Annotated in this window: 15 protein-coding genes; 7 read left to right on the top strand and 8 right to left on the bottom strand. The window is 66.2% G+C overall.

The genetic code is table 11. The features are described from left to right. Positions 1 to 65: 65 nt before the first annotated feature. The gene (locus tag HY699_25545) at positions 66 to 1,853 is read right to left on the bottom strand and encodes a hypothetical protein (GenBank protein ID MBI4519170.1); all 1,788 of its coding nucleotides are present in this window, start codon (positions 1,851 to 1,853) and stop codon (positions 66 to 68) included. 6 nt (positions 1,854 to 1,859) lie between these two features. Next, the gene (locus tag HY699_25540; GenBank protein MBI4519169.1) at positions 1,860 to 2,168 is read right to left on the bottom strand and encodes a hypothetical protein; all 309 of its coding nucleotides are present in this window, start codon (positions 2,166 to 2,168) and stop codon (positions 1,860 to 1,862) included. Between the two features lie 123 nt (positions 2,169 to 2,291). Here HY699_25540 and HY699_25535 point away from each other — a divergent pair, with 123 nt between their 5' ends. From HY699_25535 to HY699_25520, 4 genes are all read left to right on the top strand, one after another. Next, a complete protein-coding gene (locus HY699_25535) occupies positions 2,292 to 2,777 on the top strand; it encodes a 4Fe-4S dicluster domain-containing protein (protein MBI4519168.1) in 486 nt (161 codons plus the stop codon). Next, positions 2,774 to 4,618 carry an aldehyde ferredoxin oxidoreductase family protein gene (locus HY699_25530; protein ID MBI4519167.1) on the top strand — a complete coding sequence of 615 codons (1,845 nt, stop codon included), beginning with the start codon at positions 2,774 to 2,776 and terminating at the stop codon, positions 4,616 to 4,618. The genes HY699_25535 and HY699_25530 overlap by 4 nt, the downstream gene beginning before the upstream one ends. A gap of 115 nt (positions 4,619 to 4,733) precedes the next feature. Further along, positions 4,734 to 6,179, top strand: coding sequence for an NAD(P)/FAD-dependent oxidoreductase (locus tag HY699_25525; GenBank protein ID MBI4519166.1), 1,446 nt, complete (start codon positions 4,734 to 4,736; stop codon positions 6,177 to 6,179). A gap of 18 nt (positions 6,180 to 6,197) precedes the next feature. After that, complete coding sequence (locus HY699_25520) at positions 6,198 to 6,440, top strand: MoaD/ThiS family protein (protein ID MBI4519165.1); 243 nt, start codon at positions 6,198 to 6,200, stop codon at positions 6,438 to 6,440. Between the two features lie 17 nt (positions 6,441 to 6,457). On the opposite strand, the gene HY699_25515 is transcribed toward HY699_25520, so the two are convergent. The 3 genes from HY699_25515 to rpoD form a co-directional block, all read right to left on the bottom strand. Further along, a complete protein-coding gene (locus tag HY699_25515; GenBank protein MBI4519164.1) occupies positions 6,458 to 6,784 on the bottom strand; it encodes a hypothetical protein in 327 nt (108 codons plus the stop codon). A gap of 155 nt (positions 6,785 to 6,939) precedes the next feature. After that, positions 6,940 to 7,095, bottom strand: coding sequence for a hypothetical protein (locus HY699_25510; protein MBI4519163.1), 156 nt, complete (start codon positions 7,093 to 7,095; stop codon positions 6,940 to 6,942). Between the two features lie 35 nt (positions 7,096 to 7,130). After that, positions 7,131 to 8,825, bottom strand: a complete 1,695-nt coding sequence (rpoD, locus tag HY699_25505) for an RNA polymerase sigma factor RpoD (protein ID MBI4519162.1) — start codon at positions 8,823 to 8,825, stop codon at positions 7,131 to 7,133. A gap of 451 nt (positions 8,826 to 9,276) precedes the next feature. Here rpoD and HY699_25500 point away from each other — a divergent pair, with 451 nt between their 5' ends. Beyond that, positions 9,277 to 12,642 carry a pre-peptidase C-terminal domain-containing protein gene (locus HY699_25500; GenBank protein MBI4519161.1) on the top strand — a complete coding sequence of 1,122 codons (3,366 nt, stop codon included), beginning with the start codon at positions 9,277 to 9,279 and terminating at the stop codon, positions 12,640 to 12,642. Positions 12,643 to 12,688: 46 nt separating this feature from the next. Here HY699_25500 and dusB read toward each other — a convergent pair whose 3' ends face one another. Both dusB and HY699_25490 read right to left on the bottom strand, forming a co-directional pair. Beyond that, positions 12,689 to 13,693, bottom strand: a complete 1,005-nt coding sequence (gene dusB, locus HY699_25495) for a tRNA dihydrouridine synthase DusB (GenBank protein MBI4519160.1) — start codon at positions 13,691 to 13,693, stop codon at positions 12,689 to 12,691. Positions 13,694 to 13,783: 90 nt separating this feature from the next. After that, positions 13,784 to 14,074: a hypothetical protein gene (locus tag HY699_25490; protein ID MBI4519159.1), complete on the bottom strand. Its 291-nt coding sequence runs from the start codon at positions 14,072 to 14,074 to the stop codon at positions 13,784 to 13,786. Between the two features lie 267 nt (positions 14,075 to 14,341). Here HY699_25490 and HY699_25485 point away from each other — a divergent pair, with 267 nt between their 5' ends. Continuing rightward, positions 14,342 to 16,132: a S8 family serine peptidase gene (locus HY699_25485; protein ID MBI4519158.1), complete on the top strand. Its 1,791-nt coding sequence runs from the start codon at positions 14,342 to 14,344 to the stop codon at positions 16,130 to 16,132. Here the strand turns inward: HY699_25485 and HY699_25480 are convergent. After that, a complete protein-coding gene (locus HY699_25480; protein ID MBI4519157.1) occupies positions 16,121 to 16,804 on the bottom strand; it encodes a YqgE/AlgH family protein in 684 nt (227 codons plus the stop codon). The genes HY699_25485 and HY699_25480 overlap by 12 nt on opposite strands. A gap of 98 nt (positions 16,805 to 16,902) precedes the next feature. On the opposite strand from HY699_25480, the gene HY699_25475 reads away from it, so the two are divergent. Further along, positions 16,903 to 17,108 (top strand): GIY-YIG nuclease family protein (locus tag HY699_25475; protein ID MBI4519156.1); only part of this gene is annotated, 206 nt, incomplete at its 3' end.

Raw genomic sequence — 17,108 nt, 5'->3', positions numbered from 1 at the left:
GCGTAGCGCCGCTCCCGGCGTCAAGCAAGCCGCCCAGCAGCTTCAAGCCGGCGCGGGCACAGGTTTCACCGGCCGGCCAGCGCTGGTTCCTGCACGCACTCGTAGCAGACCATCTCCACCGAGTTGAGCAGTTCAAAGGGCTTGAGCACTTCGCCGTAGCGCTGCAAGAGCGGCTCGAAGCGGGAGCGATCGGCGTTGGGTTCGTAACAAATCACCAGCCGCTGCTCGCAAGCGGCGGCGACCACCGCCGGCTCGAAGCTGAGCTCGACCGTGAGCCGGCCGGCAAGCTCGTACTCCTGCCCGAAGAAGCCCTCGGGGGCGAGGACGCGGGTGAAGTCCTCACGCGAGCTCAGCAGCACCACGCGCCGCTGCGGATGGCGCTGGCGCAATTCGATGAGGCCGTCGTAAACATTGATGCCGTAGATCCCCTTCGCGGGGTGGGCGATGAGCAGGAAGTTGGCCGCAGCATACACGCCCAGGGCGACAACCACGAGCGCGGCGAGCGCGCGCCGGGCCCACAGCCAGCGCGCCGTCCACTGGTAGGCCACGTAAGCCGGCAACAGCGATAGGAAGACCTGCAGCGGGGTAAGGTTGTACGTTCGCTTGGTCGACGGCGTACCGTAGCCGCCGTTGGTCAGGGTCATCAGCACCGCATCCCAGAGCAACATACCGAGAAGCAGCGGTGCAACCGCGGGCAGGCGCAGCCAGCGGCGTACGGCGGGAAGCGCGCCGAGCGCAGCCAGGGCGGCGCCGGGCACATACAGCTCGCCCAACGGCCAGCGTAGGATCGCCCCGAATACCCCGATGTGGTAGTGCGGCGACTGGTACGGCAGCTTCAGGATGGTGGTGAAGATTCGCACCAGGTAGTCCCACTGGTACACCGAGGCCGTCTGCCGCGTGGTCATCTGGAGTAAGTCGGCGAACTGCACCAGCACCGGGCAGCCGGCGAGCATGAAGGAAGCCGCGTATACCGCCGCCGCGGTTGTCCGCCCCGTTGTCAGTGCCAGACCGCCGAGCACCAGCCCCGCGGCGGCGACCGCCGACCAGGCGGTCTGGGTGAAGAACAGCGACAGCCCGCCGATGAGGCCGCACACCATCCAGGCGGCGAGCTGATCCGGGGCTTGCCAGATCCGCAGCGCCACCAGTAGCGTCAGGAAATAGAAGATGTGGCTGTCGATGTGGCCGTAGCTGACGTAGGAGAACCACAGCCAGGCGTAGTTGGTCGCTGTACCCACCAGCACCGCCGCGGCCCAGTAGCGCCCGATGGTGGTAGCGAAGAACAGGTAGATGGTCGCCAGCGAGAGGCAGCTCACTATCAGTTTGCCGACCCGGTGCCAGAACAGCGTCGGGCCGAAGGCGAACAGCAAGGCATTGAATCCGAGCGAATGGGGATAGGTGAAGTTGTCGTCGACTCCGTGCACGCTCAGCAGATTCTGGTGCAGGCCGTTGATTGCAGCGCCGGCGGCGGTGCTGAACCAAGCGATGGAGTCGCCAGTGTAGGCCCACCGCCAGTTATCGTAGAACGGCAGCCAGCCGGCGGCGAACATGGCCAACAGTAACGCCGGCAGCCACAGCTCGCGCCCGCGCGGCCATACCGGCAGCCGCGGCCCGCCGAGGCGCCGCAGTGCCGCCAGGTGCCGCACGGTCAGTCCCCACAAGACGAGGGCGCCGAGCCAGAGCGCGTCCACGCCCCATTGCACTTCTCCGGGTCTGAACCAGAGGACGAAGAGCACGAACAGCGCCAGGGTGGCGGCGGCGCTGGCGGCGCCGAGGCGCTCGCCGCGGCGGTTCAGTTGTTCCGGACGCGCTGGCGGCTCTACGCCGGGCAATTCGTCGAGCGCTCGCTGATCCATGTAGTCTCAGCCCATCACCCGCAAGAACGCCAGCACCAGCGCCCGGCGCAGGGTTGCCAGCTCCGCGCCCTCCGTGCCGGCGCTGTGTGCACTCAGCAGGGTGCGCGGAAACCACGTGGGGTAGGTCTGGCGCTCAGCCGGCAGCGGCTCGACGCACAGTTCGAGGGCATTGCCGTCGGCCAGCGTGAACGCAAACACACTGCCGCTGACGTGGTCGCGCCGTTGCCAGCGATAGCCGAGTTGATCGAGCAGGCGCGCGGTGCCGGTGACGACCTCTGCGGTCGTGAAGGCCATGTCGAACTCGAAACCGGCCATGCGCCGTTGCGATAGCCGAGGCGCGCCGGCGACACAAGGAAAGCGGGCAGTCGCGCCGGCGCGCGCCCCTTGCTCCGGTACTGCCCAAGGGGCTAGGATCGCCAGCCCAGAGAAGGAGGGGTCGTGGCGAAGCAGCTTCGCATCATTCCGGAGAAGTGCACCGGCTGCATCCAGTGTGAGCTGGCGTGCTCATTTGTGCAGACCGGCAGGTTTCAACCCGCACGCGCATTGATCCGCGTGCACCTGTTTGACGACCAGGCCAGCTACGCGCCCTACACCTGCTTTCAGTGCGACGAGGCCTGGTGCATGACCGCGTGCCCGGTGAACGCCATTACCATCTCGGCGGTGACCGCCAAGGTGGTGGTCGAGGCGCTCTGCGTCGGTTGCGGGCTGTGCACCATCGCCTGTCCCTACGGCACCGTTTGGCACAATCCCGACAGCGAGAAGGCGGTGAAGTGCGATCTGTGCGGCGGCGATCCCGCATGCGTGCGCGCCTGTCCGACGGCAGCGATCACCTACCTCGAGACGGCCGCGGCCGACTGGCTTGGCCCGTGGGCCGACGACCTCAACCGCAGCTTGCGCGAGATGCAAGCGGGAGGTGGGCAATGATCGGCGGCTGGACTGGCAGGATTCTGCGCGTCAATCTGACGCGCGGCACGATCAAGAAGGAAGCGTTGCGCGAGGACTGGGCGCGCGACTACGTCGGCGGGCGCGGTCTCGGCGCCCGCTATTTGTGGGAAGAGGGCGATCCCACCGTTGACCCGTTTAGCCCCAAGAACAAGTTGCTATTCGTCACCGGCCCGCTCACCGGCACCAACGCCTCGTGTGGCGCGCGTTACATGGTGGTGACCAAGGGCGCGCTCACCGGGGCGATCACCACCTCGAATTCCGGCGGACACTGGGGACCGGAATTGAAGTTCGCCGGCTACGACATGGTGATCGTCGAGGGCCGCGCGCCGCGTCCGGTCTACCTCTGGATTCACAACGACGAGGTCGAGCTGCGCCCCGCCGAGCACCTCTGGGGCAAGGGGGTGTGGGACACCGAGGAGATCATTCGCAAGGAGTCGGGTGTGCCCGACACCATCGTGGCGTCGATCGGACCGGCAGGCGAGAACCTGGTGCGGTTCGCGGCCATCCTCAACGACCTGCATCGGGCGGCGGGCCGCTCCGGCGTCGGCGCGGTCATGGGCTCGAAGCTGCTCAAAGCCATCGCCGTGCGCGGCACCGGCGGGGTCCGACTCGCCGATGCGCGCGGGTTCATGGCGGCCTCGTGGGCGATGAAAGCCAAGCTGAAGGCCTCCGCGGTCACCGCCGAGGGCTTGCCGATCTACGGCACCGAGGTGCTCGTCAATGTGATCAACGAGCACGGCGCCTTGCCCACGCGCAATCATCAACAAACGGTCTTCGAAGACGCCGAGGGCATGAGCGGGGAGACGCTGACCGAGACCCGGCTGGTGGCCAACAAGGCCTGCTTCGCCTGCACCATCGCCTGCGGGCGCGTCACCAAACTGCCCGGCGAGGCCGCCGGCAAGTTCCTGGTCAACACCCACCCGCGCAACTGGCAGATCGCCGGCGAGGGGCCGGAATACGAAAACGCCTGGGCCATGGGTGCCGATTGCGGCATCGGTGACCTTGACGCCCTCATCAAGGCTAACTGGCTGTGCAACGACCTCGGCATGGACCCAATCAGTTTCGGCGCCACCTTGGCGGCGGCGATGGAGCTATACGAAAAGGAGGTCATCACCAACTCGCTCACCGGCCGCCCGCTGCGCTTCGGCTCGGGCGAGGCGCTGGTGGCGATGGCGGAACAGACCGCTTACCGCCAGGGCTTTGGCGACCTGCTCGCAGAGGGCTCGAAGCGGCTGACGGCGCGTTTCGGCCATCCCGAGTTCTTCATGGGCGTACGCGGTCAGGAGTTCCCCGCCTATGATAGCCGCGCCATCCAAGGCATGGGCCTGGGTTACGCCACCTCGAACCGCGGCGCCTGCCATCTGAAGTCCTACACCGTTTCGCCCGAGATACTCGGTATCCCCAAGAAGATGGACCCGCACAGCACCGAGGGCAAAGCCGAGATCACCAAGATCTTTCAGGACATCACCTCGGCCGTTGACTCAACCGGGTTATGCGTCTTCCTCACTTTTGGTGTTGGGTTGGAGGACATGCTGCCGCAGTTGGTGGCGGCCACCGGGGTGCCGTACTCGTTGGCGTCGTTGACGCAAGCCGGCGAGCGCATCTGGAACCTCGAGCGGCTATGGAATGAGCGCGCCGGGCTGGGCCAGGGCCATGATCAACTCCCCAAGCGCATCACCGAGGAACCGATTCCGTCGGGCCCGGCGAAGGGCTTGGTGAACAAGCTCGGTGAGATGCTGCCCGAGTACTATCGCCTGCGCGGGTGGACCGAGACGGGCGAGGTCACGTTGCAGAAGCGCAAGGATCTAGGGCTGGCATGAAACGGGAAGAGGGAAGCCGGCGGCCGGACTGCATCAGGCAACCGGCGGGGCGTTCGCGGGCCGCAGCCCGCGTCTTCATGCTGCGCTAGCCGTCGTGGGTTCGGAGGGGAAAGCGATGTCACATCATGTCATCATCGGCGGCGGCCCCGCCGGTATCAACGCCATCGAGACCATTCGCCAGTTCGACTCCGGTGCGCTGATTACGCTGATTACGAACGAGCGGCCGTACGCGCGCATGGCCTTGCCCTATTTCCTGGCCAAGGAGATCACCGAGGCCCAGCTTGATACCGGCTCGGACCAGTACTTCGAGCGGCTGCGGGTGGAACGCCGCATCGGCCGGCGCGCGGTTCAGATCGACAGCGCCGCCCGCACCGTATATCTCGATGACGGATCGGTCGTCGGCTACGACACGCTACTGATCGCCAGCGGGTCGTCACCGCTGCGGCCGGCGATTGCCGGCAGCGATGGCAGATACGTGCACAACTTGTGGTCCGTGGCCGACGCGATCGCGGTGCAGGAGTCGAGCCGGGCCAAGTGCCCGTCCGCGGTGCTGGTGGGCGGCGGCTTCATCGGGTTGATCATTCTCAACGCCTTGCACAAGCGCGGCTGGAAGCTGGCGCTGATCGAGCAGGAAGTACAGATCCTGCCCAAGATGCTCGACCGGCGCGGCGCCGAAGCCGCTGAAGCTTGGCTGCGCGAACGGGGTGTGGAGATCTATACCGGCTGCGGGGTGCTGTCGATCGCCGGCGCCCGCAAGAAAGCGGTCGCGCTGACCGATGGCCAGACCCTCGGCGCCAATCTGGTGATCCTCTCCACCGGCATCCGGCCGAACCTGGGATTTCTCAACGGCTCGGGGGTCGAGATCGATCACGGCATATTGGTCGATGCCGAGATGCGGACCAATGTGCCGGGCATTTTCGCGGCCGGTGACGTCGCCCAAGGGCCCAACCTGCTCGGCGGCCCGCCCGTGGTGCACGCAATTCAACCCACCGCAGTCGATCACGGCCGCGTCGCCGGCGCCAACATGGCTGGACGCTCGGTGTCGTATCCGGGCAGCCTGGCGATGAATATCCTCGATGTCGCCGGCTTGCACTGCACCAGCTTCGGCCGCTGGCAGGACAACGGCGACACCAACGTGATGTGGAACGCGGCGCGGCCCATCTATCGCAAGCTGGTGTGGGCTGGGACGCGATTGGCCGGCGGAATCATCGTCGGGCCGGCGGAGGACGCCACCATGCTGACCGATGTCGGCATGCTGAAAGGACTGATCCAGTCGCAAGTGGACCTCGGAGCCTGGAAGGAATATCTCCGCGAACGCCCGTGGGACTTGCGCCGGGCATTCGTAGCCAGCCGCGCGGCCAGCCAGTTGTTGACCCGCAGCACGATCGGGCGAGCGTCGCCGGCGCGCGGGTTTCGCTTCGACAATCTCGGCCCGCGCGGCGACGCCGGCCCCTATCACGCGGACTTCGTCGCCACCTGCCCCGCGGATTTCGACCGCCTGCCGCGCACGCCGACACCGGGAATCAATAAGTCGCCACTGCCAAAGGCGGAGAAGCAGTGAAGCGGCGGCCAGCCGAGGATGAAGATCGAACTGCGCCTGTTCGCCAGCTTGCGCAAGCAGTTGCCGCCGGGCTCGCCGCGCGGCCGCTGCGAGCTGGAGTTGCCGGCCGGCACGACCACCGGTGAGGTGCTGGCGCGCATGCACATAGAGCGTGCGAGCGCACAAATGGTGCTGGTCAACGGCGATCACGATCGCGACTTCGACCGCGTCCTCAACGACGGCGACGTGGTCAGCATCTTTCCCCCCGTGGCCGGCGGGTAGGATGCCGGGCTGGCGCCTTAGTCCCGAAAACGCGGGCGGGGAGGTTCCGGACTGACCATCGGGGTGGGCAGATCGGGACGTTGGGGGAACGGCGTCGGGCTCGGCCGCCAGCGCGCCGCACGGCGGTCCTTCTTACTTGGCTTACGCTGATCGCGCTTGCAATCGAACACGCGGCCGGCTGAGGTCTGGAACTGCACTGCCACCTCCGTGACCGAGCGGCCACGCGCGAGCGCGGCGCGCACCGCGGCACAGTTCAGCCGGCGGGCGGAAGCCGGCTCAGCGCCCGGCAGGGCGATAAGAAACGCGACCACTACGGTCACCGGCAGCCAGCGTGTACGGTCCACTCAATCAACCCGTTCCTGAGGTTTGCTACCGCAGGGGGCGGTGCCGGCGCAAGGACGCACCACCGCACCCGCCGGTGCCGCCACCGTCGCAGCAAGAAAGGGTGAAACAAATCGTATCAGGGAGTGTACGGCCGCAAGGCGGCCGGGAAACTTACTTAGGCGAGAGCCCGTTTCGGCTTTGTAATCACCACCACCTCCTGCCCATTCACCCGCAATGTGCGGCGATCGCTCGGGGTCTGCCGCCCACTCTGTTTGCGCGCTCGAGCTTCGCGCCACTTACGCAGTTCCTTCTCGAGGTTCTGCTTGATCATACTACTTCCTCCACACGAGGCGGGGTTGTGCCGGCTCAATTGCCGACGAACGCCTCGATACTCTTGGCCCGACTGGGATGGCGCAACTTGCGCAGGGCCTTGGCTTCGATCTGCCGAATACGCTCGCGTGTCACCGCGAAACGCTGCCCCACTTCCTCCAGCGTGTAATCGGACTTCTCACCGATGCCGAAGCGCATGCGCAGGATTTGCTCCTCGCGCGGCGTCAAGGTCGCCAGGACTTTGCGCGTCTGCTCTTCCAGGCTGGTGTAGACCGCGGCGTCAGCCGGCGACACCGTCTGCCGATCTTCGACGAAATCGCCCAGAGAGCTTTCTTCCTCATCGCCAATTGGGGTTTCCAGCGATACCGGCTCCTTGACGATGCGCAAGACCTTGCGCACCTTGTCGAGCGGCATTTCCATCTTGGCGGCGATTTCCTCCGGGGTGGGTTCCCGGCCGAGCTGCTGCACCAGGTAGCGCGACGAGCGGACCACCTTGTTGATGGTCTCGATCATGTGCACGGGAATGCGAATCGTGCGCGCCTGGTCTGCGATCGCCCGGCTGACCGATTGGCGGATCCACCAAGTGGCGTAAGTCGAGAACTTGTACCCGCGCTGGTACTCGAACTTCTCCACCGCGCGCATCAGGCCGATGTTGCCTTCCTGCACCAGATCGAGGAAACCCAGGCCGCGGTTAGTGTAGCGCTTGGCAATGCTGACCACCAGGCGCAGGTTGGCTTCGATGAGCTTCTTCTTGCCGTCCTGGGCCTTGTTTTCGCCCGCCTGGATCACCACCAGAACGCGGCTGAGTTCGTCCTCATCCATGCCCACCTGGCGCGCGGCCTCGCTGATTTGGCGGCGGGCGATGCGCAGCTCTTCGACCACGCGCCGGGCATCGTCCGGCTGCAAGCGCAGCTGCCGGCTGGCGTTGGCAACCGCGCGGCCGTCATCAGCACGCAGCCGGGTGCCGATCTTGAGGATCTCACCGGCGGACCGGCGCAGGCGCTCTTCATGGCGGCGAATGACTTCGTGCTGCTGGCGGATGAAACGGGCGGCCTTGCGTAAGCGCTCGACCACGGCGGTAATATGATGGCGCCCGATCTGCAGCTGTTCGAGCGTCTCGACCACACGCTTGTCGATGCTCTTGAGCCGGCGCTCGGCCGGTTTGTGCTTGGGAGTCTGGCGAACTCGGCGCTCCTCAGCTTCGGCCTCCGCCCGATCGGTCACCAAGCGGCGCAGCCGCTCCAACAGCTTGAGCACGGCGCCGGTATTGGCCTGTTGCTGCTGCACCACCTCCTCGCCCGTGACTTCGCCGTCATCCTCCTCTTCGGTCGCCTCCTCGTCGTGGAGGTCCTTCTCGGCCATTTCGCCGGTCTTGATGAGGTCGGCCAGCTCCAGCATGTAGGTCAGGGTATAGGATAGCGCCAAGACCTGTTCGCGAACCTCGCGCTCGCCCGATTCGATCTGCTTGGCGATCTCAACCTCTTGCTCGCGCGTGAGCAGTGCCACGGCCCCCATTTCCTGGAGGTACATGCGCACCGGGTCCGAGGTGTCTTCAGCGTAGCTCTTTTCCTCGCGCTCCTCTTCGACCCATTCTTCTTTCTCTTCGGTATCCTTGGGTACCGCGGTCTCGGCGAGGGACTCGACCGCGTCGACGTCGATCTCACCGAGCATCGAGATGACGCCTTCGATTTCTTCACCGCGCGCAATGTCCTGGGGCAAGGCTTCGGTCATGTCATCAAAGGCCGAACTCTGGCTGCTCCCCAGGTCGGCATTACGCGGCGCTCGTGCGGATTCTGGCGACGACATGGCAATCGCTCGCTTCCGGGGCGCGTCGACGCCCCGCTTCGGCCGTGAGTCGGAATTGTGTTTGTGCCGTGTCACACGCACGTGCGCGCAAGCTTATGCACTGCGGAGTTGGTGTCAGGATTTGGACACGAAAGTGGGATCAACGTCGTGATCGGGTCCCGCCTTCAGAACAGCACTTCATGGCGATCGCAGGTACTCTTAGACGGCCGGTCTGGCAGAGTCAAGGGCTGGGCGCAGCAATTTTTCTGGTCACAGACAACATGGCAAGTGCTTGTCGCGGGCCCTGAGGCCGCCGGTGCCGGTTGGGATAAGGGAAATTCCCTATTGCCTCACAGTGGCCGGCTCCTGTATCTGCCTCGATACCGTGCTGAGTCGCTTGAGCAGATACTTCAGCCGACCCTGTGCCCGCGCGCTAGTGCTGACGCTCGGCCTGCTGGGCTTAGTTGCAACCCGCGCCGCTGCGACCCCCATTGCAGGCGATGTCGACGGTGACGGCCGCGTGACGAGCGCAGACCTCCAGCTCCTCGTCGAAAAGATGTTCGATGGTGGCAACGCCACCGCAGAGCCGGCTGGCGCCGATGCCAACGGTGACGGCCGCATCACCGTTGCCGATGTGCCCGAGGTCGTGGTCATGTACGTGGTCGGCCTCGCTTCGCCCACGCCAACCCCCAGCGCTACGTTGCCTCCGACCTTCACCCCTTCTCCTACCTCGGTTCCCACTTCTAGCTCGACGCCGTCGCTGTCACCAACCCTCACCGCGACGCCAACATCGTCGCCAACCACGACCATGACCGCGACCTCCTCTCACACCGGCACCGCAACACCGACCCGTACACCTACGGCCACATCCACCATCACGCTGACGCCAACCATTACTCCCACCTCGACCATCACGCCTACCCGGACCGTCTCGCCAACGGCAACGCCGACCTCCAGCCCGACGCACTCGCCGTCGCCAACGCCGACGTCAACCCAATCGCAGACGCCGACCCAGTCGGCAACACCGACCTCATCATCGAGCCCAACTTCGACCGCCAGCCCGACCGCGACGCTCAGTCAAACACCGACATTCAGCCCAACGTTGCCGCCATCGCCAACCGCCACCGCCACCGCCACGCCAACTCGGACCGAAACACTGACCCCGACCACCACACAGACCAGTACTCCGGCGAATACGGCGACCCAGACCGCGACGGTCACCTCGACGCCGTCGCCCACCTCGATCCCGACGCTCACACCCACTGCCACACCGACCGCATCGCCCTCGCTGACCGCAACGCGCACACTGCCGCCTACCGCCACCGAGACCAGCACCGCCACCGCCAGCCCCAGCCGCACGGCGACACGCACCGCAACTCAGACCCGAACCGCGACCTTCACCGCGACGGTCACGCTCACACGCACGCCGACGGGTACACCGACGATCACGTCCACACCGAAGAACACTGCCACCAGCACGCCCACCAGAACCCCGACGGCTACGCCTACAGCAACTCCCACCGACACCCCAACGGCGACGCCGACCGTGACCCCGACGATTACACCGACGCCGACGCCGATCCTGAACTGCATCGTCACCGATCTCGGCACGGCCCCGGCCCCGACCGCTACCATTGCCATCTCGGGGGCTCTCGATGCCGGGGACTGTGTCAGGCAGTACGGCAATCCCAGCCGTTATCAGAGCACGGATATGTACACCATCACCGGTACCCGTGGCACCGCGCTCAAGATCGAGGTAACTGCTAGCGGCTTCACCCCCTGGATCACCGTCAGCGACATCACCGGGGTATTTTACGATACGGCCGCGCTCTCGCCGTTGGAGTTCTACGTCTCAAGCGATCGCCCGTATAACATCACCGTTACCTCTAGCCCCACCGCCCCGATTGCGCTGGGCTCCTACACCCTCAAGGTCACAGCGCGCACGTGCCCGGTCACCGCTATCAGCGGCACCTTGAGCAATCGCACCTTAGCCGCAGAGGACTGCCCCGATCCGACCGACCCACGGTCTAAAGCCGACGCTTACAGCTTCACCAGCACCGCCGGCGAACGCATCAAGATCACCATGCTGTGGATCGACGACGAGATCGACCCTTTCCTGCGGCTCATCGGTCCCAGCGGTCGTCTGATGGCTGAGGATGACAACGGTGATATCGATGCCAATCCGGAATCCCTCAATTCCCTAATCGAGTTCTTCAGCACCCAGAGTGGCACGTACACCATCTTTACCAGCGGCGGGCTCGGGCGCTACACAATTCAGTTCGGCCGCCCGGCCTGTGGTGTGCGCGCGGTCACCGCCGGCGCCGCCAAGACCAAGCTCAGCCCGCAGCCAATTCTGACCGGAAGCGACTGTCACACCCCGCTGATCTCACCCGACATCACCGTCTACGGGCCGGAGCGCAACACCAACGCCGATCTATTCGGGGTGGCCCTAACTGCCGGCGACGTGTTCAGTGCCACCGTTGACGCCAGCGTCGATCCGGAGGGCTACATGGACCCGCACCTCTGGCTGCTCGCGCCGGATGGCACCGCCGTGGCCGAGAACGACGACGACGACCAGATTGCCACTACCGCGGGCAGCACCGGCACCTACACCCTGGTTGTCGGCGCCAATACGCGCGACTCCACCGAGAGCTTCGCCGGTTCGTGGGAACCGGACCCGGATGTGGCATACGACGTGTACGTGCAACGTTGCGCGGCGACCACGGTGGCCGTGGGCAGTCCGCTGGCGGGTACTTTCACCACCAGTGATTGCGAGGCCTTCGGCAGCATCAAGACCAAGAGCTACAAATTCACGACCGCGACGCCGCAGTTCGTAACCATCACCCTGGACGCCGTGAGTGGCTTCGCTGGTCCACGGCTCACGTTAATCGGGGCGGATGGCTATCGGGTGCAAAGCATCGTCGACCCATTTGGCGTTTCGGCTGCCGGCGCGCGCGTGAGCCGCATGGTACCGGCCGGCACCCACTACCTCGAAATCTCGGCCGACAGCCCGCAGGCGCTACCGGCGAATTTCAGCCTGCTGGTGCAGTCCTGCCCGACTCAGACGCTGGCAGCAGGGGTCACCGCGGGCGTACTCAGCGACGATGACTGCCTGCTCGCCGGCGGCACCGCGCTGGATGTGTACGCGATCAGCGGGCCAACCGGCACCGCCGCCAGTTTGCTGCTGCCGGATGATATGTGCGCCACGGTGTCGCTCACCGGCGGGGCCACCGTGCCGCAAGACCATTGCACGGCCGGGTACCTGGCGCTGCCGCTGGCCGAGGCCGGCACTGCCGCGGTCATGATCACCGGCCTCTCCCCCAGCCAGCGTGGCCCGTACGAAGTCACTTACCAGAACTGTCCGCTCACCAACATAGGTGTGGCGAACGCGACCGGGGAACTCAGCGACACTGATTGTGCTGATGCCAGCGGTGCCCACAGCGACTTCTACCTCGTGCGCGGGCCGGCGGACTTGCTCATGGCGGCATATGAAGTAGCGGGCGAGGCCAGTGCCGATTTCGATTTCCGCATGAGCACTCTCGACCTCTTGCAGCCAAGCGAAAGCGCGGGATCGGCGGCGGCTATTTCTGAACTTCCGGGCGATCAGATTCTCTACCCCGGTTCCCCGCCGTGTCAGGCCGGAGCCGGCAACAGCCCTTGCCTCGGCTTCTTGCTGCAGATTATCGACGATGGCAGCTTGGGCACCTACCAGCTGAACTTCGATCCGCTCCCAACCAAAGCCGACAATCTGCCGCCGCCGTGACGACGTGCACGCTGCCGGCCGGGCCCGGAGCGGGGCAATCCGCGGGTCACGCCGCGTGCAACAACGTCTTCCCCTCGCAGCGCCCGCGCAGCAACTCCAGCACCGCCGCCAACGACGGCGCGCGCGTCACCATCTCACGCAACGTGGCGCTGCCGGGTCGCCCGCGAGTCATGCGGCAGATCAATCCGCGGCCCCGCCCCAGTGCCACACGCGGATGATACTCGGCCGCGAGGCGTTCGATCAGATCGTGGATCAGCTGCCACACCTCTCGCTCCGCCGGCACCTGCAACGGCTGCCCGGTACGCAGTGCCGCCAGTTCCCGAAACATCCACGGATTGGTCAGCGCACCGCGCCCGATCATCACCCCGTCGACGCCGGTTTCGCTCAGACGCTGCCACGCCGTGGCGGCCGAATCGATGTCACCGCTGCCGACGACCGGGATCCTCACGGCCGCCTTGACGCTGGCAATAAGCTGCCAGTCGCTGCTGCCGCCGTATAGCTGCATGCGCGTGCGGCCGTGCACCGCCAGCATCGCGGCCCCTTCGCCTTCTGCCAGGCGCGCGATCTCAACCGCGTTGCGCGAGTGCTCGTCCCAGCCGGCGCGAATCTTGACCGTCACCGGCAGTGTTACCGCCTGCCGCAGCGCGCGTAGAATCATCGCCAGCCGTTGCGGTTGGCGCATCAGCTCGGCGCCCCCGCCGCGCTTGACCACTTTCGGCACCGGGCAGCCGCAATTGACATCGATCACCGCCGCGCCGTGAGCCGCCGCCACCCGGCCCGCCTCCGCCATCCGCGCCGGATCGGCCCCGAATAACTGCACCGCCAGCGGCTGCTCGGTGGCCGCCGGCCGCAACATGCGCAGCGACTTCTCGTCGCCCCGGCTCACGGCCTCGATGCTGATCAGCTCGGTCACCGCTAGGCCCACTGCCCCGGGGTTGGCGTCCCTGATCATGCCTCGAAACACCGAGTCCGTGATGCCCGACATCGGCGCTAACACCGCGTTCGGCGCCACCCGCACCGGGCCGATGGAGAACTCGCCGGCAACTGTCATCAGGCCTCGGGCAGTAACCAATCCGCCACGCGCGCGCAAGCGCGAGCAGATCGAGGGGGCAAGTGCAGCAAGTACAAGGAAGGGGGGAAATCAGTGTACGGCGGCGCCAAGCTCGACGCTGGCGCTTTCCTGCGACGCCCGCAGTATCGCCGCCCAGCGCCGCTGCTCCGCCTGGTCTCCGCGGCCTCCGAGCACGACGTTGATGCGCCCGCCGGCCGCGCTTAGCTGCCCGACGTAGTCCAGCAACGAGTGCAAGACTTCCTCACAAGGATCACCGACGAACTGAAACAGCCGCGTGGTCGAACCGGCAACTTCTAGCAGCACTGTCACGCTGAAGGCGGGAGCGGCGCCCTCGATTGTCCAAGCCTTGTGTCGCGGCATCACACAATACCTACTTTCGCCCAGATTTGGAGCAACGGCGATGCCAGAGCGTCCAGTCCGACCCGACCGCTTCTCTGGCCTCACGCGCATGTACTTACGGCGACATCAGCGTGGCGCTGGCACGCGCATAACACTTTGGCGCAAACCGGCCATACAGCCAGCGCACCATTTGCCATACCGGGTCGCCTTCCGGAGCGCAGGCTGTTTGGAGAACCGCCGCCCAGAATGAGCTTGACCACCTTAGGGGCGCCTGATTCTAATGCCAGGGTGCAACTGCGCTGGTTGATGCTCGCGGCGGCGTGTGGTTGGAGTTGCCTGGCCACCACTCCTGGCTTTGCCGCGGCGGTTGGGCCGGAGGTCGCCGCTCGTTTGGCCACCAATGCCCGGCTGCACGTTGTGGTGGCGCTCCAACCGCAGCCGCAGCCACGCTCGGGCGCGAGTACCGCGCGCCGCCGGCAAGCGGCGATCGCGGGTCAACGGGCGAACGTGATCGAGCAGGTGCGGGGGCAAGTCGCGGGCGAGGACTTGGAGGTCGGCCATCAATTCGCATTGGCCAACGGATTCACTGCTTCCGTATCCGCCGCCGGGCTCAGGGCACTGGCACATCATCCAGGCGTCCTCCGCATCGATGCCGCACGCCAGGGCGGAGCGGCGCTCGCCCAGAGCGCGGCGCAGATCCGCGCCGACATCGTGCGAGCACTCGGTGTTACCGGCGCCGGCGTCGGCATTGCGGTGCTGGATACCGCCATCGACACCGCCCACCCCGACCTGCAGGGTCGCATCACCGCGCAGGAGTGCTTCTGCTCGTCGAACTGCTGCCCCGGCGGCGTTAGCCGGCTGTCGGGGCCGGGCAGCGCGAGCGGAACCGTGCCGGTCCACGGTACCCACGTCGCGGGCATTCTGGTCTCGCAAGGCGATCAGCGGATCGCTGACATCGGGATCGCCCCCGGAGCACAGCTAACAGCGCTGCGGGTGCTCAACGACCAAGCGCGCGGTGATCTCGGCGACTGGGTTGCCGCGCTCGACTGGCTGGCTGCGCATGCCGCCGAGTTGGAGCCGCGGGTGCGGCTGGTCAACATGAGCCTGGCCAGCAACGAGGCCTACGCTCCCGGCTGCGAGTCTGTTGACGCCACCAACATGTTGTTTCGAGATGTCATCGAGGCTTTGCGCGCGCAAGGCACGCTGGTGTTGGCCGCCGCCGGCAACTCCGCCAATCCTTACAAGTTGACCTCTCCCGCCTGCGTTAGCCCGGCATTGGCGGTAGGGGCGGTTGATCCGAACGATCTCGTGGCCCCGTTCAGCAACAGCGCTTGGTCGCTGGCGCTATTCGCCCCCGGCGTCGGCATCCGCTCGACCGCGCCCAAGGCCGCCACCGCGGTGTTGAGCGGCACCTCGATGGCCACGCCGCATGCCGCGGGCGTCGCGGCGTTACTGTGGGGCGCGGCCCCCGACCTGGCCCCGGACGAAGTGGCAGGCTTTCTGCGCACCACCGGCGTGCCCGTACTCGACGTGCGCAATGGCTGGTGGTTTGCCCGCCTCGATGCCCTGGCCGCATATCAGGCACTTCAGTTCAGCGGCACACTGGTGCGCGGCGGCGGCAGCCGGTTGACCGATTGCCTGGTGGAATGGCAATTCGCGCCCCGCGCGATGGTGCGCATGCGCTCGCGGCCGCTGGCGTTGTGCCGTGACGGTGACCCGGGGTGCGATCGCGATACCAGCGCCGGCCAGTGCACCTTCGAGCTGGCGCTCTGCTTCAATGTTCCCGATGGTCGCATTCCGTTCTGCCGCACCAACGATCCGATCACGCGGCTGACCCTCTTCGTACCCGCCGCCACCCCGCCCGATCCGATCGACGCCGGCAACGCCGCGGCGCTGGCGGATGTCCTGCCGGCCACTCCGCTGGCGGACCAAAAGGCTTGCAGCAAGCCGATCCGTCTGACCGTGCCTGTCGGCGCGAGCGGCCGGGGCGTGCGGAGCGTGCGGCTGACAGCCGAGAGTCTCGGTCGCCGCGATAGTGACCGGGCACATCTTATTTGTGATGCTGCCTTACCGCCGTGAACGCGCTCCCATTGTTACCCTGCCTGGCTGGCTGCTGCCGGCCCACTGGCCCGAGAGGCGCTCGATCAGCTGGGGCCAAGCCCGCGCGGGTTCGGACTCGAAGATCGTGACCGCGTCGGCGGTGGTTACGTGCCAATCGCCGCGGGCGAGCTCGCGGTCGAGTTGCCCGGGCCCCCAGCCGGCGTAGCCCGCGTAAGCCCGTAAGCGCGGCCGCTTGCCGGACTTGGCCACGGCCTGGCGCAGCACCTTCAGGCTACCGCTGGCGTAGACATCGCCGAAGACCAACTGCGCGCCCGCCGGTGGTCTGCTCGAGCGGATAAGCGCCAGCATCGCGTTGACCGCGACCGGCCCGCCGAGAAAGATCCGATCGCTGCGATCGCGCAGCTCCTTGACGTCCGGCAAGGCGGTGGCGAGCCGCACCTCGGTGGGCCGGTTGATCACCACCCCCATGGCGCCGCCGGCACCATAATCGAGCAGCAACACCACGGTCTCGGAAAAGTTGGGATCAAGCAGGCCGCGGCTGGCGACCAGAAAGCGCCCCTTTGCCGGCGCCACCGCAGCCGGCGGCAGCTGCGCGCTGCGGCGGCTCGAATCGAACCCCAGCCCGGGCGCGCCGCCGGGGTGCGGCGCGTTCAGCAGCAGGCAGGCGAGCACAGTGAGCAATGTCGGCACCCACCCTTGGTAGCGCAGAGCGCGCCATGAAGGAACAGTGCTGGGTGCGCGACGAATTTGTGGGTAACGTGATGCCGACCCTGATCCTGTTCGGTGTTATGGCCGTCATTCCCGCGAAAGCGGGAATCCAGTTTGGCGTTTGGCGCTATGGACAAGCAGTTCTGCGTTACATCCTGGCCAGCAAACGGAACGGCACGCTGTACATTGGGGTGACCTCACAGCTGGCAACGCGGGTGTGGCAGCATAAGAGCAAGGTGGTGGAGGGTTTTTCGGCCAAGTACGGCGTTGACAAGCTGGTCTACTA

This window comes from Deltaproteobacteria bacterium (assembly GCA_016210005.1).
Taxonomy (GTDB): domain Bacteria; phylum Desulfobacterota; class Binatia; order HRBIN30; family JACQVA1; genus JACQVA1.
The sequence above is the reverse complement of the archived record's forward strand: the minus strand, read 5'-3'. Positions and strand labels throughout refer to the sequence as shown.

Coding starts and splice junctions, on each gene's coding strand:
- HY699_25510 (MBI4519163.1), bottom strand. CDS start 7,095: ATGATCAAGCAGAACCTCGAGAAGGAACTGCGTAAGTGGCGCGAAGCT.
- rpoD (MBI4519162.1), bottom strand. CDS start 8,825: ATGACCGAAGCCTTGCCCCAGGACATTGCGCGCGGTGAAGAAATCGAA.
- HY699_25520 (MBI4519165.1), top strand. CDS start 6,198: ATGAAGATCGAACTGCGCCTGTTCGCCAGCTTGCGCAAGCAGTTGCCG.
- HY699_25530 (MBI4519167.1), top strand. CDS start 2,774: ATGATCGGCGGCTGGACTGGCAGGATTCTGCGCGTCAATCTGACGCGC.
- HY699_25525 (MBI4519166.1), top strand. CDS start 4,734: ATGTCACATCATGTCATCATCGGCGGCGGCCCCGCCGGTATCAACGCC.
- HY699_25545 (MBI4519170.1), bottom strand. CDS start 1,853: ATGGATCAGCGAGCGCTCGACGAATTGCCCGGCGTAGAGCCGCCAGCG.
- HY699_25490 (MBI4519159.1), bottom strand. CDS start 14,074: ATGCCGCGACACAAGGCTTGGACAATCGAGGGCGCCGCTCCCGCCTTC.
- dusB (MBI4519160.1), bottom strand. CDS start 13,693: ATGACAGTTGCCGGCGAGTTCTCCATCGGCCCGGTGCGGGTGGCGCCG.
- HY699_25540 (MBI4519169.1), bottom strand. CDS start 2,168: ATGGCCGGTTTCGAGTTCGACATGGCCTTCACGACCGCAGAGGTCGTC.